This window comes from Chitinophagaceae bacterium, from assembly GCA_016713085.1.
GTDB lineage: Bacteria > Bacteroidota > Bacteroidia > Chitinophagales > Chitinophagaceae > Lacibacter.
The window spans coordinates 2,011,927-2,032,590 of record JADJPV010000001.1 but is presented as its reverse complement, the minus strand read 5'-3'; the positions used below and the strand labels follow the sequence as shown (position 1 = coordinate 2,032,590).

Annotated in this window: 17 protein-coding genes and 4 pseudogenes; 12 read left to right on the top strand and 9 right to left on the bottom strand. The window is 39.3% G+C overall.

From position 1 onward, the window contains the following. The first annotated feature begins 104 nt into the window (after positions 1–104). The 8 genes and pseudogenes from eno (at position 105) to IPK31_09835 (ending at position 8,200) form a co-directional block, all read left to right on the top strand. Positions 105–1,396: pseudogene (gene eno / locus IPK31_09870) on the top strand (phosphopyruvate hydratase). A gap of 78 nt (positions 1,397–1,474) precedes the next feature. Further along, complete coding sequence (locus IPK31_09865; protein ID MBK8088220.1) at positions 1,475–1,768, top strand: septum formation initiator family protein; 294 nt, start codon at positions 1,475–1,477, stop codon at positions 1,766–1,768. 97 nt (positions 1,769–1,865) lie between these two features. After that, the gene (locus IPK31_09860; protein MBK8088219.1) at positions 1,866–2,099 is read left to right on the top strand and encodes a hypothetical protein; all 234 of its coding nucleotides are present in this window, start codon (positions 1,866–1,868) and stop codon (positions 2,097–2,099) included. Positions 2,100–2,147: 48 nt separating this feature from the next. After that, positions 2,148–2,792, top strand: coding sequence for an endonuclease III (gene nth / locus IPK31_09855; protein MBK8088218.1), 645 nt, complete (start codon positions 2,148–2,150; stop codon positions 2,790–2,792). A gap of 1,653 nt (positions 2,793–4,445) precedes the next feature. Next, the gene (locus IPK31_09850; protein ID MBK8088217.1) at positions 4,446–4,916 is read left to right on the top strand and encodes a gliding motility-associated C-terminal domain-containing protein; all 471 of its coding nucleotides are present in this window, start codon (positions 4,446–4,448) and stop codon (positions 4,914–4,916) included. 21 nt (positions 4,917–4,937) lie between these two features. After that, positions 4,938–5,330 (top strand): hypothetical protein, encoded by a 393-nt coding sequence (locus tag IPK31_09845; protein ID MBK8088216.1) that lies wholly within the window; start codon positions 4,938–4,940, stop codon positions 5,328–5,330. Positions 5,331–5,350: 20 nt separating this feature from the next. Then, on the top strand, positions 5,351–6,568 hold the full coding sequence (locus tag IPK31_09840; protein MBK8088215.1) for a DUF1800 family protein: 1,218 nt from the start codon (positions 5,351–5,353) through the stop codon (positions 6,566–6,568). A gap of 30 nt (positions 6,569–6,598) precedes the next feature. Beyond that, positions 6,599–8,200 carry a DUF1501 domain-containing protein gene (locus IPK31_09835; GenBank protein ID MBK8088214.1) on the top strand — a complete coding sequence of 534 codons (1,602 nt, stop codon included), beginning with the start codon at positions 6,599–6,601 and terminating at the stop codon, positions 8,198–8,200. A gap of 29 nt (positions 8,201–8,229) precedes the next feature. On the opposite strand, the gene IPK31_09830 is transcribed toward IPK31_09835, so the two are convergent. Together IPK31_09830 and IPK31_09825 are read right to left on the bottom strand one after the other, a co-directional pair. Further along, positions 8,230–8,463, bottom strand: a complete 234-nt coding sequence (locus IPK31_09830) for a helix-turn-helix transcriptional regulator (protein MBK8088213.1) — start codon at positions 8,461–8,463, stop codon at positions 8,230–8,232. 1 nt (position 8,464) lies between these two features. Further along, the gene (locus IPK31_09825) at positions 8,465–9,397 is read right to left on the bottom strand and encodes a DUF2975 domain-containing protein (protein MBK8088212.1); all 933 of its coding nucleotides are present in this window, start codon (positions 9,395–9,397) and stop codon (positions 8,465–8,467) included. An 86-nt stretch (positions 9,398–9,483) separates the two neighbouring features. Between IPK31_09825 and IPK31_09820 the strand changes: the two genes are divergently transcribed. Continuing rightward, positions 9,484–9,723: a hypothetical protein gene (locus IPK31_09820; GenBank protein MBK8088211.1), complete on the top strand. Its 240-nt coding sequence runs from the start codon at positions 9,484–9,486 to the stop codon at positions 9,721–9,723. 51 nt (positions 9,724–9,774) lie between these two features. Here the strand turns inward: IPK31_09820 and IPK31_09815 are convergent. Next, a pseudogene (locus tag IPK31_09815) lies at positions 9,775–11,620 on the bottom strand (2-oxoacid:acceptor oxidoreductase subunit alpha). A 227-nt stretch (positions 11,621–11,847) separates the two neighbouring features. Between IPK31_09815 and IPK31_09810 the strand changes: the two are divergent. After that, positions 11,848–12,060, top strand: a complete 213-nt coding sequence (locus IPK31_09810; protein MBK8088210.1) for a YtxH domain-containing protein — start codon at positions 11,848–11,850, stop codon at positions 12,058–12,060. A 35-nt stretch (positions 12,061–12,095) separates the two neighbouring features. Next, positions 12,096–12,851, top strand: a complete 756-nt coding sequence (locus IPK31_09805) for a Bax inhibitor-1/YccA family protein (GenBank protein MBK8088209.1) — start codon at positions 12,096–12,098, stop codon at positions 12,849–12,851. A 69-nt stretch (positions 12,852–12,920) separates the two neighbouring features. On the opposite strand, the gene IPK31_09800 is transcribed toward IPK31_09805, so the two are convergent. Then, on the bottom strand, positions 12,921–13,538 hold the full coding sequence (locus tag IPK31_09800) for a hypothetical protein (GenBank protein ID MBK8088208.1): 618 nt from the start codon (positions 13,536–13,538) through the stop codon (positions 12,921–12,923). 268 nt (positions 13,539–13,806) lie between these two features. Here IPK31_09800 and IPK31_09795 point away from each other — a divergent pair, with 268 nt between their 5' ends. Next, positions 13,807–15,207 carry an MATE family efflux transporter gene (locus IPK31_09795; protein MBK8088207.1) on the top strand — a complete coding sequence of 467 codons (1,401 nt, stop codon included), beginning with the start codon at positions 13,807–13,809 and terminating at the stop codon, positions 15,205–15,207. A gap of 64 nt (positions 15,208–15,271) precedes the next feature. On the opposite strand, the gene IPK31_09790 is transcribed toward IPK31_09795, so the two are convergent. The 5 genes and pseudogenes from IPK31_09790 to IPK31_09770 form a co-directional block, all read right to left on the bottom strand. Continuing rightward, complete coding sequence (locus IPK31_09790) at positions 15,272–16,312, bottom strand: aminoglycoside phosphotransferase family protein (GenBank protein ID MBK8088206.1); 1,041 nt, start codon at positions 16,310–16,312, stop codon at positions 15,272–15,274. A 10-nt stretch (positions 16,313–16,322) separates the two neighbouring features. Next, a pseudogene (locus IPK31_09785) lies at positions 16,323–17,416 on the bottom strand (Gfo/Idh/MocA family oxidoreductase). A 31-nt stretch (positions 17,417–17,447) separates the two neighbouring features. Further along, a pseudogene (locus IPK31_09780) lies at positions 17,448–18,775 on the bottom strand (alpha-L-fucosidase). A 135-nt stretch (positions 18,776–18,910) separates the two neighbouring features. After that, positions 18,911–20,506, bottom strand: coding sequence for a glycoside hydrolase family 31 protein (locus IPK31_09775; protein ID MBK8088205.1), 1,596 nt, complete (start codon positions 20,504–20,506; stop codon positions 18,911–18,913). Further along, positions 20,487–20,663 carry a hypothetical protein gene (locus IPK31_09770; GenBank protein ID MBK8088204.1) on the bottom strand — a complete coding sequence of 59 codons (177 nt, stop codon included), beginning with the start codon at positions 20,661–20,663 and terminating at the stop codon, positions 20,487–20,489. The genes IPK31_09775 and IPK31_09770 overlap by 20 nt, the downstream gene beginning before the upstream one ends. Between the last annotated feature and the right edge of the window lies 1 nt (position 20,664).

Below are 20,664 nucleotides of genomic sequence, written 5' to 3'. Positions count from 1 at the left end.
GGGGTCGGAAAGTAAGAACAGACCGCATCACAGAACAAATTCAGCTGCAATATCTTTCAAACTTCCCTTCCGGATTTTCCCATCAACATTAAAAAACAAAACATATGAGTTTTATCGCAGACATCCATGCAAGACAAATTCTCGACAGCCGTGGTAATCCAACTGTTGAAGTAGACGTAATAACTGAAAATGGTATCCTTGGCCGTGCAGCTGTGCCAAGTGGTGCATCAACGGGCATACACGAGGCCGTTGAACTTCGTGACGGCGACAAAAGTAAATATCTCGGCCGTGGTGTTTTAAAAGCAGTAACAAATGTAAATGATGTAATAGCTGATCAGCTGATCGGTATTGATGTTACACGCCAGGCTTATATTGATGCTCTTCTTATTAAAATTGATGGTACAGAAAATAAAAGTAATCTCGGTGCCAATGCAACACTGGCTGTAAGTATGGCTGTTGCAAAAGCTGCTGCTGAAGAAAGCGGTTTGCCTTTGTTCCGTTATCTCGGTGGTGTAAACAGTACTGTATTACCAATCCCCATGATGAATATCATGAACGGCGGTGCACATGCTGATAATAAAATTGATTTCCAGGAATTCATGGTGATCCCTGTCGGTGCTCCAACTTTCAGTGAAGGTTTACGCTGGGGTGTTGAAATATTTCACAACCTGAAATCAGTATTGAAGAAAAAGGATTCAGCACAAACGTAGGTGATGAAGGTGGATTTGCGCCTGAAATTCAGAGCAACGAAGAAGCAATTGAAACTGTTCTCGAAGCAATTACTGCCGCAGGTTACAAACCGGGTGAGCAGGTAGCTATTGCAATGGATGCTGCATCAAGCGAAATGTTTGATGACGCAACAAAAAAATACAAATTCTACAAGAGCAATCCTTCCAAACTTCTCAGCAGCGATGAAATGGTTGCTTACTGGGTTGAATGGGTAAATAAATATCCGATCATTTCAATTGAAGATGGAATGGCAGAAGAAGATTGGGATGGCTGGAAAAAATTAACAGATGCACTCAGCAGCAAATGTCAGCTGGTAGGTGATGATCTGTTTGTAACCAATACCAAAATTTTAAAAAGAGGTATTGATAACAAAATTGCCAACAGCATTTTGATTAAAGTAAACCAGATTGGTACTGTTACTGAAACCATCAATGCTGTACAAATGGCACAGAATGCAGGGTTCAATACCATCATGAGCCACAGAAGTGGTGAAACAGAAGATACCACAATTGCTGATCTGGCAGTAGCGTTGAACTGCGGACAGATTAAAACAGGTTCTGCTTCACGTACAGACCGTATGGCGAAATACAACCAGCTGATCCGCATTGAAGAAATGCTTGGTGAAAACGCCATTTATCCAGGCGGAAAAATTAAGTTCGGAAAATAATTGACCGGCAAATATGAACCGATGACTGAAAAAATGTACTTTTATTTCAGTCATCGGTTTTTTTATGCACTAAAAATTATGAAACTACTCAACCACATCCCCGCAATTTTAAAAAACAAGTACCTGCTTACCATAGTTGGGTTTTCTGTGTGGATGTTATTTTTTGACCGTAATGATATTATTACCCAATTCAGCAGGTATCAAAAATTATCTGAGCTGAAAACTAACACTTCCTATTTCAATAAGAAAATAGAAACCGCCAAAACTGAGCTTGAAAAACGTAAATCAGACCCTTCTGCCTACGAACGGATTGCCAGAGAAAAATACTATATGAAGAAGGATAATGAGGATATTTTCCTCTTTGATGAATAAATTCCGGCATTTTATACAATACAACTCTTCTCTCTGCGTTTTTAAACAAAGCATCCTCTGAAAAACCAATCACCACAGAAAAAAAACAGGATTGCTTATGACAACAAATTATACACCGGAAGACTTGTTACAATATCTCTACAACGAAACAACCCCCGAAGAGACAGCAGCAATTGAAAAAGCGCTGGCAGAAAACTGGACTCTCCGTGAAAAATTTGAGGTGCTGAAAAAAGCAGCTTTCCGATTAACAAAACTCACTTTTTCTCCCCGCACAGAAACCGTTCTGAATGTGCTGAAGTACGCCAATAAAGAGCTTGTTGAAAAGCTTTAATTCTGCAACCTGTTCTTTCATTAATTTCGCTGTCATTCAATTTTAAGAATGACTATTAAAGAACGTTACCAAACCGTCATAGATTATTTTAACGAACATGCTCCCGATGCGGAGACGGAATTGATTTATGATAACCCTTTTCAACTACTGGTTTCCGTTATACTAAGTGCACAGTGTACAGATAAAAGAGTCAATCTCACCACCCCTGCCATCTTTAAAAAATTTCCAACAGCTGAAGCATTAAGTAAAACAACCATTGATGAATTATTTCCTTTCATCAAAAGCATCTCCTATCCCAATAATAAAACCAAACATTTAATTGGCATGGCGCAAAAGCTGGTGAGTGATTTTGGTGGCGAAGTTCCATTGACAGTTGATGAATTGGTTACACTACCGGGCGTAGGCAGAAAAACAGCGAACGTTATTACCTCTGTTGTTGATGCACAACCTAACATGGCTGTTGATACACATGTGTTTCGTGTAAGCAAACGCTTAGGCCTGGTAAAACAAACTGCCACAACTCCTTTAGCGGTTGAAAAAGAATTGATCAAACATTTTCCTGAAGAACTGATTCATAAAGCTCATCACTGGTTAATTCTTCACGGGCGTTATACCTGCCTTGCAAGAAATCCAAAATGTGAGCAATGCGGACTGCAATCAATTTGCCGGTACTACATGAAAGAAAAAAACTAAACACCCTCTCCTTTTTATTGTGCAAGTGGATAACTATTTCTGCTAATTCCTTCTTTTTTCTGTGATAGAAATTTCCCTTAGTAATCTTTCATTGAAAAAACATGAAAGATTTTTAACATTTATAAAATTTAGCACAATCCTTGATTTACAGTTGGCATTCCATTACTATGACCAGCCAACTACCAAAACTGAAATCCTCCCATCTTATCAGCCTGCTGCTGTTTGTTTTTATTACTGCAAAAGCATCAGCTCAAATTCCGCCTGAACAATGGTTACAGCGTTATGGCGGATCTTCTGTTGATATTCCTTACGCTATCAAGTTTACATCTGATGGAGGAACTGTTATTGCGGGGTATACTGATTCGAAAGACGGAACCGTTGCAACACATTCTCCCCGTGATTACTGGGATCTGTGGGTATTAAAACTAAATGCCTGCGGTACTGTACAATGGGAAAAATCATTGGGTGGTACTGGTTATGAAAGTGCAAGAGATATTGAGCAAACAGCAGATGGCGGATATATCGTATTGGGCGAAACCAATTCAACGGATGGAGATGTAATTGCAGGATACGGAGGAACGAAAGATATCTGGTTGATTAAACTGGATGCTTCCGGTAATATGCAGTGGCAAAAAAGGTATGGCGGCAATGGGCTTGATATCGGAAATCACATTCTGGTAAACAATGATGGAAGTTATTTGATTGCTGCATCCTCTTCATCAAATAACGCTGATATCACCGGCAATCATGGAACAGGCGGATTTACAGATGGTGTATTAATGAAAATTTCTGCAACAGGTGTTCTGCAATGGAGCAAATGTTATGGCGGTACAAAGAATGAAGAACTGCTTGACATCGAAATCATCAATGGAAAAATATATGCAAGTGGCTATGCCAATTCTACTGATGGAGATATTCCACCAAGCCAGAAAAACTATGATGTATGGTTACTTGCACTTGACCAGAATGGCAATAAAATTTTCAGTAAAGTATATGGTGGCTCACAAAATGATGTTGCTTACTCTATGACGAAAGGCGCTGATGGAACCTTAACGCTTGCCGGTTACACCACTTCAAAAGATGGTGATGTAAGTGGTGCAAAAGGAAGTCAGGACTACTGGGTGTTAAATATTGATCAGAGCGGAAAACTCAACTGGCAGAAAGTTTTAGGCGGAACAGATGCAGACTATGCAAATGTTATTTTAACTGATAAAGACAGCAGCTATATTGTTGGAGGAATTTCTTATTCTTCAAACGGAGATATTACAGGCGCAAATGGAAGTGGTGATTACTGGGTTGTAAAACTCGACAGCAAAGGAAACGTTGTGTGGAAAAAGAACTGGGGTGGAAGCGGTAATGATCATCTCCGATTTATCATCAATAAGCCTTTGCTCAATGAATACTATTTAGCAGGTGATTCAGATTCAAATGATGGGGATTTTAATTTTCAGTGGGGATTTGGTGATGCAGATTTTGGCATCATCAAATTAAAGGAACCCGTTGTTGAATCAAAAGATTCAACGGTATGCAGTACGGGGAATTTTATTCCAGTTACTGATACATTAAGAGATGCATGCGGTTATGATTCTGTATTTGTATCATACACACCCGTAATCATCAAAGGCCCTTTTGATCAGTTGAAAAAGAGATACCATTTTTGTTGGACAAAGCATTACACTTCCTTCATTACTGAATGCATCAATCAACTGGAATGCACATTCAACATTAAGTTGTACAGCTTGTGCCAATCCAATTGCCAATCCAAACGAAACAACTGTTTATACAGCAACCAATTCATCGCCGTTAGGATGCAGTGTTTCAGACGACTTTACACTGGTTGTTCTGGAAGATGCAGTTGTATTTACTCCCAATGCATTTACACCGAACAACGACCGCCTAAATGACTGGTTCGGTCCGTTGGGAAAGGTTCCGGAAAGTTTTTCGATGCAGATTTTCAATCGATTTGGACAAATTGTTTTTCAATCATCATCAATCAACAATCGCTGGGATGGAACGTATAAAGGTGTGCTTCAACCACCCGGCACTTTTGTTTATTTCATTCAATATAAAGACATACAGAATAAACCAAGACAGCAAAAAGGCTCATTTGTACTGATCCGCTAAATCATCAATAAAATTTTCATCATGGACAGAAGAGAATTCCTGCAGGCAGCAAGAACAAAAAACAAACCAGCCAAATTACAGGGCAGTAAAATGGCAAGTGGCATTGCTGCTTATAATGGAAGCTGGACAATTAATGAAGTAACCCATCTGCTGAAGCGTACCATGTTTGGTGCAAAAAAAACAGATATTGATTATTTCCTGACCAGAACAGTAAGTGAAGCAGTTGATGAACTGCTGAATAATACAACCGTTCCATCTCCCCCATTAAGAGATTATGGTTTACTGCAGGATGATGATGGTGTATTGTATGATGACCTTGGTGTTGCAAGAGGACAAACATGGGTGAATGATCCCAACCTTGCGAGTGCAGATGTCATCCGTGGATCGATCAACAGGGCAAGAGTTGCCAGTTAAAAAAATGGTGGGCCGGTTTAATGATCAGCCAGGGAAGAAGTATCCAGGAAAAAATGGTTTTATTCTGGCATCATCATTATGCTGTACAGGAATCAGAAATAGGTAACGCTGCTTTTTTATTCCGTCATCATAATTTATTACGCAGCAGTGCGCTTGGTAATGTAAAAACGCTGGCAAGAGAAGTTACCATTGATCCTGCCATGCTGGTGCATTTGAATGGTTATTTAAACTCAAAGCAGGCACCTGATGAAAACTTTGCAAGAGAATTACAGGAGCTGTTTACAATTGGCATTGATGCCACCACTTCCTATACAGAAAATGATGTAATTGCTGCAGCAAGAGTTTTAACAGGCTGGCGTATCATTGATAATCCGCTAAGTTCATACTTAAGTGTGGGCGAACATGATACGGGGTCAAAAACATTTTCTTCCTTTTATAACAATACAACCATTGCAGGCAGCACCAATCCCGATCAGGAACTGGATGCACTCATGAACATGATCTTTAACAATGCTGAAGCAGCAAAATTTATTGTGCGGAAACTGTACAGGTGGTTTGTGTATTATGATATTGATGATGCAACAGAAGCAAATGTAATTGCTCCTTTAGCTGCAATTCTCAGGAGCAGTAATTACGAAATTAAACCGGTGTTATCAACTTTATTTAAAAGTGAACACTTCTTTGATACGTTGAACCAGGCATGCTATATCAAAACACCGTTTGATATGATTATTGGCACCCTGCGTGAATTCAATGTAAGTTTTCCTGCTTATACAAATTATACAACAGGCTATCCTTTGTTTTATTCACTGTATGAAAAAGCTGCAGAAATGCAGATGCAGTTATTTCAAACCCCCGATGTATCCGGCTGGCCATCCTATCACCAGCAGCCAATGCATTATGAATTATGGGTAAACAGTAACTCGTTGCCGAAACGTGCCGATTATACAGATGCTCTGATTAACGACAATGTGCTGGATGTTCGTGCCTTTGCTAATTTTTCATCCAATCCTTCCGATCCTGATCAGCTGCTGAGTGATGTAACGGCTTTGCTCCTTCGTTATCCCTTATCGGCCAATTCAAGAACCTATGTAAAAACAAGACTTCTTTTAAATAATACAACTGATAATACTGTATGGACCAACGCATGGAACAGCAATAATGCTGCAGTGATTGATCCTGCTCTAAAGGAACTGTTTAAATTTTTAATGAATCTTCCTGAATATCATCTGTGCTGAACCTTAATTCATTTGACGTAAACCTTAACTATGAACAGAAGAAATTTCTTACGCAATACAATTCCAGCTGCCATCACCATGCCGAGCCTGCTGAATGGATTTTCCTTTACCGCTTTCGGAGCAGACCAGACAGCACTTGGAGGTTTGCTGCAACAGGCAACAGATACCGATCATGTGCTGGTATTGATTCAGCTCAATGGTGGCAACGATGGCATTAACATGGTTGTTCCTTTAGATGTATATGCCAACTACTATAATGCAAGAACCAACGTGGCCATACCGCAGAGTAAGGTATTGCGGCTTGATGGAACAGATAAAGCCGGTCTTCATCCTGCCATGACTGATCTGCAGAATTTGTACAATGACGGAAAGATGAACGTTGTACAATCTGTTGGGTACGACAATCCAAATTTTTCTCACTTCCATGCAACAGATATCTGGATGAGTGGTGATACAACAACCAACAGAAGAAGCCGTGTGAAAACAGGATGGATTGGCCGTTATCTTGAAACTGAATTTCCCGGTTATCCCGATGCCTATCCCAATAATTCCATGCCCGATCCCTTAGCCATACAAATCAGTAATGTGCCAACACTTGATCTGCAGGGAAGTATTTATTCCATGGGGCTTTCCATTACCAATCCTGAAAAACTATATACGTTCGATAATCCATTTCATGATTATCCGCTTACTTCTGCTCCAGCAAATAAAGAATTACGTTTCTTACGGGTGATCTCAGAAAAAACAAAAATTTACTCCGACATCATCAGGACTGCTTACAGAAAGGCAGCAACGATGGCAACTTATCCCACAGAAAATTATTTGGCCGATCAGTTAAAAATTGTTGCAAGACTGATTAAAGGTGGATTGAAAACAAGAGTGTACACTGTAACCATTGGCGGATTTGATACACATAAGCGGCAGGTAAATGCAAGCGATACTACTACAGGCGCACATGCACAGCTGATGAAAAATTTATCAACAGCCATCGCTGCTTTTCAGAATGATCTTCCGTTGATGCAGCTTGAAGACCGTGTAATGGGTATGACCTATTCAGAATTTGGAAGACGAATTAAATCAAATGCAAGTTTGGGAACTGATCATGGAGCTGCTGCACCACTGATCATGTTTGGCAAGAATGCAAAAAAAGGAATTCTTGGTAACAGTCCTGATATACCGGCTGATATACAAGTGGTGAATAATATTCCGTTTCAGTATGATTACCGGAGTGTGTATGCCTCTGTTCTTGAACAATGGTTCTGTGTAAAGCAGCCTGCATTGAATGATATCTTACTGAAAAACTATCAATCACTTCCATTGATCACAGGGCCATGTGGTGTGCCTGATGATATTGATGACACTAATAACAATGCAAATGACCTGGTATTTAAAATGTGGCCTAGCCCTTATACCATCAATGCAACCATTCAGTTCTCAACCAAAGGTGGCCATACAATGATTCAGCAAATCAATGCACTTGGACAGGTGATTAAAGTAATCACCAGCCAGGAATATGCTGCAGGCACTTACAATATTGATATTTATAATGATGGTTTACCGCCGGGAGCTTATTTCATGCGGTTACAAAATGGTTCTTTGCAGAAAGTAATTACGGTGATGAAGATGCAGTAAGTATATTTAATACTTAGTTAGCAAATCCTTCAACTCCTCATTAATTTTTTATAAGCTGTATCATCAATATATTCCAGCAGATCTCCTGGCTGGCATTCTAAAACTTTGCAAATATCTTCCAAAGTAGAAAAACGGATAGCTTTTGCTTTTCCTGTTTTTAAAATGCTGAGATTGGCCATTGTAATATTTACACGCTCGCTCAATTCTGTAAGCGACATCTTTCTTTTTGCAAGCATCACATCAAGGTTTACTACAATGGGCATATTATACAGTTAACTCCTGTTCCTGTTGTAATTTATACCCTTTTTTGAAAGCCAGATATATGGCAAAAACGATCGTTAAAACAAATAGAATAACTATTTTATCTGATAATAATTGATAAACACTTAAAGGTTTGAACAAGGGATGAATGAATTTCGAAAATATAAAGCGGATAAGAAAAGGTAATAATATTGAAAATATAAGATAAACGAACATAAGAACAGTAATGGCTTTCAATCCATTTATGTTTTTTTCAGTAAAAGCTTTTCCTTTCGAAATTCTTACAAGAAATTGAATAGGATAACCAAACATTACAAAAAGTGATAAAACAAGTAAAAGAAAAGCTGCGATTGACATAGTAACTGACGCAACAAAATATTGAGTTTTAGTAATTGGGATATAAATTTCTCTTTCTTTTGCGGAATAACGTATTGGTATTGTCAGGCTCTTATATGTTCCGAGTCTTCTTAGAGGCTCTCCTTTTTTACTAAGTGTATCCCATGCTACATACATAAGTTTATATTGATTACCCTCAATGAAAAATTTCACGTCCCGTTCTAATTCAAATTCCCGAAGTGTTAAATAGTATGAAAGACTCTTGTCCGATTCTTTTAAAAACAGATCATCAATTTTACCAACTCCAATGTCACCAGTACGCCAGCTTGAAATAAAAGTTTCATTTTTTTGAATACGTTGCTCATTCAAATTGGTTAAACTGTCCTTTATATGCTGGTATTGAAAATGGGGCAGTGAATCATTGAGTTCTGGTTGGTATAACAACCCACCGAATGAAGTATCATTAGGTGAATACTCAAAGCTGTCGTATCCTCCGTCATTGCTTACTGAAGAACTGAAACTAAAAAATATCAGCGCAAAATATGCTAAAAACATTAGGGTTATAAGGATGGCAATTGGGTGAACAAGGAGTTTTCTCATATATCAAATATAGGAATATATTTATCGTTTTTCAATAAATATATTCCTATAAGAGATTAGCTCTCTTTTTACTATTTGTTTAGAAATTGATATTTTTTACCTTGTTTACTGCATCCCTTTTTTTTGAAAGAAATAATGATCACTTGAAACGCTTAGCGGTTGAAAAAGGACTGATCAAACATTTTCCGGAAGAACTTATTCATAAAGCACATCATTGGCGCATACTTCATGGCCGTTATACCTGCCTGGCAAGAAATCCAAAATGCGACCAATGTGGTTTGCAGGAGATTTGTAAATACTGTCAGAAAACGGTTTCTGAAAAATAAAAGTCCATCAGCAAAATACTAATGGACTTTCTTATCTATTAAAAATTCAGCTTACAAATATTTTGTCAACTCTTCAATCAACTCACCTTTTGTAATTGGTACGCCTTTGATCTTATTGTATCCTTTTGCGTCAACAAAATAAACATCCCGGATAATTTTGATGAGCTGACCATTATTGATTTCAGGAATCAGCACCGTATCATAACTCTTCAATATCTCTCCCAGGTTTTTCGGGAAAGGACGGATATAACGCAGGTGTGCATGTGCTACAGATTTGCCATTTGCCTGTAATTCAGCACAGGCACTCTTGATAGCACCATAAGTACTTCCCCATCCAAGCACCAATACTTTTCCCTTTGCAGGGCCGCTGTCTAATTTCTGTAAAGGAATATAATCAGCAATCATGTCAACCTTTGCCTGTCTTGTTTTTACCATGTGTTCATGGTTATCGGGATCGTAACTGATATTACCGGTAATATCCTGTTTTTCAATACCGCCAATCCGGTGTTCTAAACCCGGAGTTCCCGGAATTGCCCATGGACGCACTAATTTTTCATCACGCTTGTACGGTTGTAATTTTTCTTCGCCTTCATCCAGTCCCTGTTTAAACGAAACTTTGATTTCAGGAAGATCAGCACTCTGCGGAAATTTCCATGGTTCGGCACCGTTAGCAATATAACCGTCGCTTAAGAACATTACAGGCGTCATGTGCTGCACAGAAATTCTTGCAGCTTCGTATACCGCATCAAAACAATCGGCTGGTGTTGAGGCTGAAATAACCGGCATGGGGCATTCTCCATTGCGCCCGTAATAAGCCTGCATCAAATCACTCTGTTCAGTCTTGGTTGGCAAACCTGTTGAAGGACCACCACGCTGTATATTAATAATGAGCAAAGGAATTTCGAGCATCACTGCCAAACCCATTGCTTCACCTTTCAATGCAATACCGGGACCGCTGCTGGTTGTTACAGCCAGCGAACCGCCATAAGCTGCGCCAATAGATGAAGTGATAGCCGCAATTTCATCTTCAGCCTGGAAGGTTTTAACCCCAAATGCTTTGAACTTGCTGAGATCATGTAAAATATCTGAAGCAGGAGTAATAGGATAGGATCCGAGGAATAACTGCAAGCCGCTTTTTTGTGAAGCTGCAATCAAACCATAACTCACCGCCTGGTTACCCATGATGGAACGGTACACACCGGGCTCCATTTTTGCTTTTTCAACTTTATAGGTTGTGGTAAATGTTTCAGTTGTATCACCATAATTGAAACCGGCCTGCAGTACACGGATATTGCTGTCCATGATATCGGGTTTTTTACCAAACTTCTCTTTAATGAAGCGGAGGGTATTATCCATATCACGGCTGTACATCCAGTACAAAAAGCCCAGCACAAACATATTCTTTGCACGGTCCTTTTCCTTCATCCCCATAGTGAACGATGCCAATGCTTCCCTGGTCATTTTGGTTACATCAACTTTGATGACCTCGTAATTACCAAGACTTTCATTTTCCAGCGGGTTTACTCCTTCAGGATAATTTGCAAGACGGAGATTCTTTGCATCAAAGCCATCGGTATTGGCAATGATCTTTCCGCCTTTCTTTAAGGCGCTGAGGTTTGCTTTTAATGCAGCCGCATTCATGGCAACCAACACATCGCATTCATCACCGGGTGTAAACACACTGTCGCTGCTGAAACGTAACTGGTAACCGCTAACACCTGCTAAAGTTCCCTGTGGTGCACGGATTTCGGCGGGAAAATCGGGGGAAGGTGGCAAGGTCGATCCCCATCATAGCTGTATTGTTTGTAAACTGGCTGCCGGTGAGCTGCATCCCATCACCACTGTCGCCGGCAAACTTAATCACTACGTCATTTAAGACTTCTTGTTTTCTTATCATAGCAATGCAAAATTAGGCGGGTTCAATCTATGAAAAAATTCAATCTTATAAATATTCTTACAATCTTTTCAGTCTCACAACACTTAGAAAATTTTATTTCAGCCGGTTTTCTGCCAAATAGCAGTTTAAACACTGATAGGAATCATTGCTGAACAATGAAAAAATGAAGAATTGACAGTAAATTAGATATGGATTGAAACTTGATGAATCATCCTAAAATAATAATTATGTTCAACCTTAAACAAGTGGCAACTTTTCTGCTGGGAGCAGCAGCCGGTTATGGCTTCTTTAAATACAACAGTTTATCACCTGAAGAAAAGGAAAAACTCAAGGCCGACCTGAAAGCTAAAGCCGGTAAACTAAAAGATGAAGCAGAAGATATGTTAAAAGATGTGCTGAAGAAAAAGGATCAGCCGGATAATACACAATCAAATAGTTGAAAGAATCTTATTTTTATTCATTAAAATAACAAAACATGGCTTTATTTCAATCGGGTAACCCTACCCTCAGTGAAAAACAATTTGAAAAAACTCTCACATCCGGAACAGGTGAAACCATGACCGTTCGTGGCACCATGAACAAGTTTGGTTTTTTAATGCTGATGGTTATGGCAGGTGCAGCTTTTGCCTGGCAATGGTTTGATGCAGGTAAAAATCCAATGCCATTAATGCTGGGCGGCGCATTGGGTGGATTGGTTGTTGCACTGGTGATCACTTTCAAAAAAGAATGGAGCGGATATCTTGCTCCTGCTTATGCTATCCTTGAAGGTTTATTTGTAGGTGCAATCTCTGCTTACTTCAATTTTATTTTCCAGGAAAAATATCCCGGCATTATTACGCATGCTGTTCTCATCACTTTTGCTGTAGCAGCAAGTATGTACTTACTTTACACACTTCGCATTATTAAAGTAACAGACAAATTAAGGTCCATCATTTTTGTAGCCACTGCAAGTATTGCTGTGTTTTATTTACTTAGCTGGATCTTAGGTTTCTTCGGAATTCAGTTTGCCTTTTTAACCACAGGTTCTACTTTTGGAATAATTTTCTCACTGGCAGTTATTGCTATTGCAGCACTTAATCTTGTTCTTGATTTTGATATGATTGAAAAAGGAAGTGAAATGGGTGCTCCAAAGTATATGGAATGGTATGGTGCATTTGGCTTACTGGTTACGTTGGTTTGGTTATACCTCGAGATTCTGCGTTTACTGGCAAAAATGAACAGCCGGAAATAATTTTCTCAATACTGTATTAACTAAAAAGCCCCGACTGAAACGTCGGGGCTTTTTAGTTAATTTTAAAAATTATAAATTCTTAAACGAATTAAAAATTTTATTTGCTGTTGTTTCAAATGCATCACGCTCATCTTCTTTACTTACATAAGTCAATACGTAACCTTTACCATTTGACATGCAGAATAATTGCTTCACCTGGATATCATAGGTCATTTCTCCATACTTTCCTTTGTAAACAATCTGGTATGCCTTGGCTCCATTTCGGTTAAAATACATGGCAGAAACTTCCCGGTATCCTTTTACAATTTCCTTTACTCCATCCATATTTGCCTTTACATACTGTTCTATGGTTGTGCCACTCGCCAAAGTTTCTATCTGCAGGTTCACGTTTTGAGTAAACTTGTCCTCACTTCCTTCAGAAGGTGAGGTGATCTTAATCACAGCACTCTCTGTTTTGTCTTCGAATTTCCAGTCGCCGGGGTAACCAATGGTAAACCGACTCTGAGGATCACTGTATTTTTTCAGCTCACTGCTGGTAGTGGTTGTTGGGTTGGTGGTGGGGGGCGGGTTGTTTGGTTTTGTATTGGTATTACCGCCTGTGTTAGGTTCATTGACCGGAATCCGGGCCTGTGAATAGCCTGCCGTCATCAATGAAATCAGAGTAAGGGCGAAGATTATCTTTTTCATGTGTTTCGTATTCATTATAAAAATACAAACTTGTTTTCCATTAATCAATCTAAATTCATGTTACAGGCTAAAAATACCGCTTTCCACTGATAGTTTCCGCCCGTCATGAACCACATTTTCAAAGCAAAAATAATTTCTTTAGTTTTGCGGCATCTTATTTTCAGGCATATGAAGCTCTAAGTCGTCTTACAGACAAACCTCCCGGTACAAGTGAAGCATTCGCTGCTTTACTCTTTATTTCAGTTTCTTATACGTTTAAAAAAATTACATGACGACGAATACCAATAACCCAACCAGGCTATCTTATTATATTCAAACACTAAAACAGGCGCTCAAAGGCGAGCAAATGGATTATACCCAGGGCAGCATCCGCAAAGCTGTTTTCCTGCTGGCCATTCCCATGATTCTTGAACTGAGTCTTGAAAGCGTGTTTGCGGTTGTAGATATGTTTTTTGTAGGAAAACTCGGACAAAATGCCATTGCAACTGTTGGATTAACAGAATCGGTGATCACCATTGTTTACTCTGTTGCCATTGGTTTAAGCACTGCAGCAACGGCGGTTGTTGCCAGAAGGATTGGCGAAAAAAATCCGGAAGCAGCTGCACATGCAGGTGCACAATCATTAGTTATATCAATCATTGTAACAATCATCGTCAGCATTATAGGGGTCATTTTTGCCTCCGATATTTTACGGCTGATGGGTGCACATGCAGATGTTGTAAGAGATGGTGCTGTGTTTACACGTATTATGCTGGGCGGAAGTGTTGCTATTATGTTACTGTTCCTGATCAATGGAATCTTCCGTGGTGCAGGTGATGCAGCTATGGCCATGAAGAGTTTGTGGCTGGCCAGTATTCTTAACATTATCCTTTGCCCCATCTTTATTCATTTCTATGGTTTAAAGGGAGCAGCTATTGCAACCGTTATTGGCAGAAGCGCCGGTGTTGCTTATCAATGCTGGCATTTGCTGAAAGGAGATGGTGCCATAAAAATGAGGGCAGCACATTTCCATCTCGATTGGAAACTGATCAGATCAATTGTCACGATTGCATGGCCGGCAACATTCCAGTTTATTATTGCAAGCGGCAGCTGGATTATACTGGCCAGGCTGGTTGCTGAAACTGGCGGCACTACCGCATCTGCAGGTTATCAAATTGCCATACGCAATGTGGTGTTCTTTATTTTACCTGCCTGGGGATTAAGTAATGCAGCTGCAACATTGGTTGGGCAGAATCTCGGTGCGAAACAATTGCAGCGGGCAGAGCAGAGTGTGTTACTTACAGCAAAGTATAATGCCATTTTTATGAGTTTTGTAATGCTGCTCTTCTTGTTTTTTGCAAACCCCATCATCCGCATATTTACACAGGATGCAGAAGTAATTAAATTCGGTGCAAGAGCATTACAGATCATTGGTTCGGCATATATCTTCTATGGCATTGGTATGGTAATGACACAGGCATTGAATGGTGCAGGCGATACAAAAACACCAACCATCATCAATCTTCTCGGCTTCTGGGTATTTCAAATTCCATTGGCCTATTTCCTGGCAAAAGGGCTTGACTGGAAATCAACAGGAGCTTTCATTGCGATACCTGTTGCAGAAACATTCATTGCTGTTGCAGCCTGGTATTTTTTCAAAAAAGGAAAGTGGAAAGAAGTGAATGTGTAATGTGCTCTGACGGCTTTAAAATTGCTGAAGGGTAATTTAAAATAACAGAAAAACGAGAAGTTGATCAAATCAGCAGATGTTCTTTTTCCATCAATTTTTCAAGTAATACTTCCTGATTACCTGCCCTGATGAAATTATGCCCCGGATATTTGGCACCATAATAAACATCAGCATTTAAATAATCTGTTAGAAAGCGTATGGCCTGCATATAGATCATAAACTTCCCGGCATAAAAAAAAGAGTTTTTTTCTGCATCTGTAAGTTCATCTTTCATTTCAGTAAAATATCCTTCAGCAATTGCTTTGTAAAAATCAGTTCTTACTTCTATTTTACTGAAATCACTTTCCTCTTCATTCACAGGAGAAAGATAGGTACGCATCATATCACCCACATCACTGAAAAAATAACCCGGCATCAATGTGTCAAGATCTATCACACATAATCCATTTCCGTGTTCATCAAATAATACGTTGCTGATCTTGGTATCATGATGAGTAACTCTCAGCTTAAAGGAAGGATCAGTTTTAATGCGCTCATACTCTTCTGCAATTGTTGAATAACCAAGCAGTTTTTTGATCAGCTGATCTGATTCTTTAACCCGTTGCTGATTTCCTGTTTCTATTGCTGATAAGAATTGCTGATAACGTAGTGTAAGATCATGAAAAGAAGGAATAGTGATCCGCAGCTGACTGCTTTGTAAACCACTGAGCAGTTTTGTAAAACGTCCAAACTGTGCTGCCGCTTCATACGCCTGCTTCGTGGTTTTAACTGTATCAATTGAAACAGAATCTTTCACAAATGGAAACATCCGGAAATATCCTTCTTCTTCTAAATAAACAAGTGTTCTTCCATCAATTGCAGCAACAGGAGAAATGAAAAGATAATTGGGATAATACTTTTTCAGATGCGAAGCAACCAGATCAATATTGTAAGCAATATCTTCCGGTTGTTTAAACACATGCTGATTTACCCGCTGTAATATATATTCCCTGCCGCTATCAGTAAGTTTCCAGGTATGATTGATTAAGCCGCTGCCAATTATTTCAGCCTTCACAGATTCATCAGTAAAGGCATATGCAGCTAAAACTCTTTGCGGTATTTGCATTACACGAAAATTAATACTCATCATTCAAAGCAAACACAGGCTTGCGGTACATCCATTGACCACCAGTGAAATCAGGAAACTCAACTGTTTCATTACCCAGCTCAATTGATTGCTCACTCAATGGAGTAATAGCACTCCATGCAGCTGCATCATATACATCCATTGGCGTTGCTGTTTTTCGTTTGATGGATTCAATAAAAGAATGAATCACAAAAAAGTCCATTCCTCCATGACCTGCACCTTTGGTTTCTTTACTCCACCTCACCCATAATGGATGATCATATTTATCAAGCCATTGTTTGGCTTCATCCCATTGATGCGGCTTAGCAGATTTACCTTCAATATAAATGCCTTTGTTTACATCCATCCACAAACCTTCTGTACCCTGCACACGGAAACCCAGCGAATAAGGACGTGGAAGATTAGTATCATGCTCAAGCAGAATGGTTTCACCATTGGCACAATTGATATGTGTTGTAACAACATCGCCTAATTTGAAATTTATTTTAGCATTCGGATGATTTTCGCCACCACCTTTTACGATGTGGTTATGCAATCCTCTTGCTTTGGAAGAGAATGAATTTAATGTGAGGAAACGGTTGCCCCGGTTGATATTAATATAATTGGCAATTGGCCCGATACCATGTGTAGGATACAGATCACCATTGCGGCGCACAGAATGTTCAGTTCGCCATCTTGCTTCTGAAAATCCCTATTTACACCTGCTTCCAGTGTACCAATGATCATGGGTTTATGCCATTCCCATGGTGTAGCAACGATCACTCCATCCAAACCCTTCAGCTCAAGCATTTTTTTCCATGCGTATGGATCACCGGTAAATGCCTGCGGCATCTTCTTACCGCTTTTTGTTACATACTCTTTTGCATAAGTGAGCATGCGGTCATCTATATCACACATGGCAACAACCTCAACATCATCTCTGGTTAATAGTAATTCAAGATGATTCTGTCCACGCAATCCAACACCGATGATGGCAATTTTCACTTTCTGTTCAGCCTTTCCTGCAAACAAATCCATTGAAGGCATTACTGCAAAGGATGCTGCGGTTAAACCAGTGCTTGTTATAAACTCTTTTCTGTTCATGTCATTTATTTTGGTTGTTCGTATTTTCTTTTTACTGCCATTTTAATTCAATGACCGTATCAATGGTATTTATCTCTACCCCTTCCATGTAAACAAACACACCTTCCTGCTGTTGTTTGTATTTCAATTTTTGTTTTCCTGAAAATGATTGTGCCCCGGTAATTTTCTTTGTGATACCTGGAATAAAAATATAGTTTTTCCCTGTTGGTTTCAGCAAATGCACATACACTGTTTGATCCTTTGCAGTGAGCACACCCCATTCCTGCGGCTCAATAATATCTCCTCTTGTTCCATAAATTGTTTCACCATATTGTGCCATCCAGTTACCTATTGCTTTCAGCGTATCAGCAAACTCTGATTGAATAACACCTGATGGCATCGGGCCAACATTCAATAAAAAATTTGCATTACGTCCTGCCGCATTCACCATGTAATGAATCAACTGCTTTACTGATTTGTAACTCCTGTCGGTAATATTATAGCCCCATGAATTATTCATGGTTTCGCAGGTTTCAAGTGGCAAGGCAGAAATATCAGCACCGCCAAATCCAGAAGTATTATGACCGGGCAGATCTTTTTCAAACATCTGAAAATCTTCGCCGGATATTGGTGATAAGTGATGATTGTTACCTATCAGACATTTCGGCTGTAAGCTGTGTATGAGTTTATAAATTTCATCGTAATGCCAGTTTACTTTACTCTGCTGTTTTTTATCAACATCATTATCCAGCTGATCCCAATGACCATCAAACCAAATACCTCCTATTTCACCATAATTGGTGAGCAGTTCTGTAAGCTGGGCCTTCATAAAACGGATATAGTTTTCCCAATTACTTTTTCTGTACGACCTGTTCCTTTTCCTGTTCTTCCTGTTTCATACTGATAGTCTGAACGATACCAATCGAGTAAAGAATAATAAAAGAATAATTTGATGCCCTGTTTATGACATTCATCCGCCAGTTGCTTTACTGCATCTTTTCCATAAGGAGTGTTGGTGATTTTCCAGTCAGATTGTTTGGTGTCCCAGTTGCTGAACCCATCATGATGACGGGTAATTAAAGTGATATACTTCATTCCCGCAGCCTTAGCCGTTGCCACCCATTGCTGCGCATTAAACGCTGTTGGGTTAAATACATTGATGAGCCGGTTATAATCACTTACATGAATATTACGGTTGTTCATTACCCATTCTCCATTTCCCAGTACACTTGAAGCACCCCAGTGAATGAAGAGACCGAATTTCATATCCTGAAATTCCTTTCGCTGTTGCAAATTTTCTGCTGATGCTGTATAGGTTTGTGAAAAAGCAGTACTGAACATACTGTATACAAAAAGAAGGCAGGCAAACATCCGTTTCATACTCATGCTGTTACTTAATTAGAAAATGATTGTGTTACAATTTTCAATTTAGTAAATATGTATCAGGAACTGCAATTTTTTCTTCTGAATAAATTATCAGAAAAGAAGAATCAACTTACAGTTTAAGCAAAGCCTTTATGGGAAATTTACTTCAATTTCAGCAATTTGTTTAACTGAGCGTTGATACGTTTCAACGATAGCAATCTTTTTTGTTGGTTCATACCTGAATTTCAGGTTCTGCTCATTCATTCTAATTTTTTCCGGTGCTTTCTTGCAATGAATATACAGTATCCATTTTCTTGTTGAAGGCATTCCTTTGTAAAAGCCTTCAACCGGATGTATCGTCAGCAGCATTCTATTTACATCTTTACACTGCTCAAGAATCGTAGAAGCATAAATACCATCCAAATAGTCATTACTTGTTCCATCATCTTCCAGTAAATTAAAAGAACCATCAGCTCCGGGATACACATGCAGGAGCAGCGTATTGTTATTTCCTTTTTCGATGGATGATGCATATTGACGCATGGGTATAATGGCTCCCTGTTTTACAAACAAGGGAATTTGATGAAGAGGTGCTGCAACTGTATATTCAGTATTCCCCTGCAATTGTTCACCAGTCCAGTAATTGATCCAGTTACCTGAAGGCAAAAAAACTTTTTGCTTTGTTGCTCCTTTTTCATAAACGGGTGCTGCCAGTAATTCATCGCCAAACATGTACTGATACAAATGCCCCGGGATTTTTCCCATCATCTGTTTGCCTTCTATGCGGCTGCGGTGTGCATAGCTATAGATGTATGGAAATAATTGCATACGCCAGTGTGCATAATTTCTAAAAATGTTGTCTGCTTTTTCAGAATACACCCATGCCATGTTAGCGGTGGGATTTTCGGGTTGAGAAAACACTTCCGTAATGGGATTAAACATCGAAAACTGCAGCCAGCGGATATACAATTCTTCATCGGGCTGTTTTGTTTTGCCCATGTCAAAACCTCCCAGATCATTTGTAAGAAAAGGTATTTCACTTGTTCTGTTTTTGGGATCGGTGTACATGGCAATGTTTTCTTTTAATGCCACATGTGGTACCCATGAGTTAAATACAATCAAAGGTTTTTCAATTGTCCAGTCGCTGCGTGTATCATCTGTCCATTTGGTTGGATAGCGTTTGTACTCTTCTGTTTCCTGCCCTCCTGTATGCGATAAAATAAAGCCCCGGCCTTTGGTTTCTTTTCCAAACTCCTGGCTCATTTCAAACATGGCTTTGCAGGTGCTTATTTTTGAAGTACGATCCAGTTTGATAAAGTCGGCACCTTCATCAAAAAATGGTTTCATCTTTTGCTTGAAGTAATCAACTGCTGCCGGGTTATCAAAATCAATATTGCCGCACTGTGTTCCCTTTCGTTCTTTCCCATCCTGGAACATGGCGGTACTCCTACTTCCATTATGCCATGAATTGGTATTGAGATAAGTACTTGAAAAAAATGCTTTTTCTTTAAAGTCATTGAATGCTTTTTCATTACCAGTTTCAAGAATGCAATCCCAAACCCAAAAGCCACCTTTGACGTTATTGTCCTGCATATACTTCCACATTTTCTTTCGACTCGGATAAGCCACAGTATCTGCAGTAAAGTCAATAAACTTGTGCAGGCCAACGCCTTTATCTGAATAACTCCAAAACCAGGAATCAATCCAGTAAGCATCGATGGGATAGTTATGTTTTTTTATTGGCATAACCACCATACATGATTCCAAATGCCCAGGTTGGTGGTAAAATAATATTGCTATCAGCAACAGTTCGTTTCAGCAGTTTACTGCCTGCTGATTGTGCCGCAGCAGATAGATTTGTGAGCAACAATAAAAATAAAATACAGTATGCAGGAAATTTCATT

What these genes read in the sequence shown, in the direction of transcription:
- IPK31_09805 (MBK8088209.1), top strand. Translation starts at nt 12,096, where the DNA reads ATGGCTTTATTTCAATCGGGTAACCCTACCCTCAGTGAAAAACAATTT.
- IPK31_09825 (MBK8088212.1), bottom strand. Translation starts at nt 9,397, where the DNA reads ATGAGAAAACTCCTTGTTCACCCAATTGCCATCCTTATAACCCTAATG.
- IPK31_09790 (MBK8088206.1), bottom strand. Translation starts at nt 16,312, where the DNA reads ATGCAAATACCGCAAAGAGTTTTAGCTGCATATGCCTTTACTGATGAA.
- IPK31_09835 (MBK8088214.1), top strand. Translation starts at nt 6,599, where the DNA reads ATGAACAGAAGAAATTTCTTACGCAATACAATTCCAGCTGCCATCACC.
- IPK31_09795 (MBK8088207.1), top strand. Translation starts at nt 13,807, where the DNA reads ATGACGACGAATACCAATAACCCAACCAGGCTATCTTATTATATTCAA.
- nth (MBK8088218.1), top strand. Translation starts at nt 2,148, where the DNA reads ATGACTATTAAAGAACGTTACCAAACCGTCATAGATTATTTTAACGAA.
- IPK31_09865 (MBK8088220.1), top strand. Translation starts at nt 1,475, where the DNA reads ATGAAACTACTCAACCACATCCCCGCAATTTTAAAAAACAAGTACCTG.
- IPK31_09830 (MBK8088213.1), bottom strand. Translation starts at nt 8,463, where the DNA reads ATGCCCATTGTAGTAAACCTTGATGTGATGCTTGCAAAAAGAAAGATG.
- IPK31_09845 (MBK8088216.1), top strand. Translation starts at nt 4,938, where the DNA reads ATGGACAGAAGAGAATTCCTGCAGGCAGCAAGAACAAAAAACAAACCA.
- IPK31_09860 (MBK8088219.1), top strand. Translation starts at nt 1,866, where the DNA reads ATGACAACAAATTATACACCGGAAGACTTGTTACAATATCTCTACAAC.
- IPK31_09810 (MBK8088210.1), top strand. Translation starts at nt 11,848, where the DNA reads ATGTTCAACCTTAAACAAGTGGCAACTTTTCTGCTGGGAGCAGCAGCC.
- IPK31_09800 (MBK8088208.1), bottom strand. Translation starts at nt 13,538, where the DNA reads ATGAAAAAGATAATCTTCGCCCTTACTCTGATTTCATTGATGACGGCA.
- IPK31_09840 (MBK8088215.1), top strand. Translation starts at nt 5,351, where the DNA reads ATGATCAGCCAGGGAAGAAGTATCCAGGAAAAAATGGTTTTATTCTGG.
- IPK31_09775 (MBK8088205.1), bottom strand. Translation starts at nt 20,506, where the DNA reads ATGCCAATAAAAAAACATAACTATCCCATCGATGCTTACTGGATTGAT.
- IPK31_09770 (MBK8088204.1), bottom strand. Translation starts at nt 20,663, where the DNA reads ATGAAATTTCCTGCATACTGTATTTTATTTTTATTGTTGCTCACAAAT.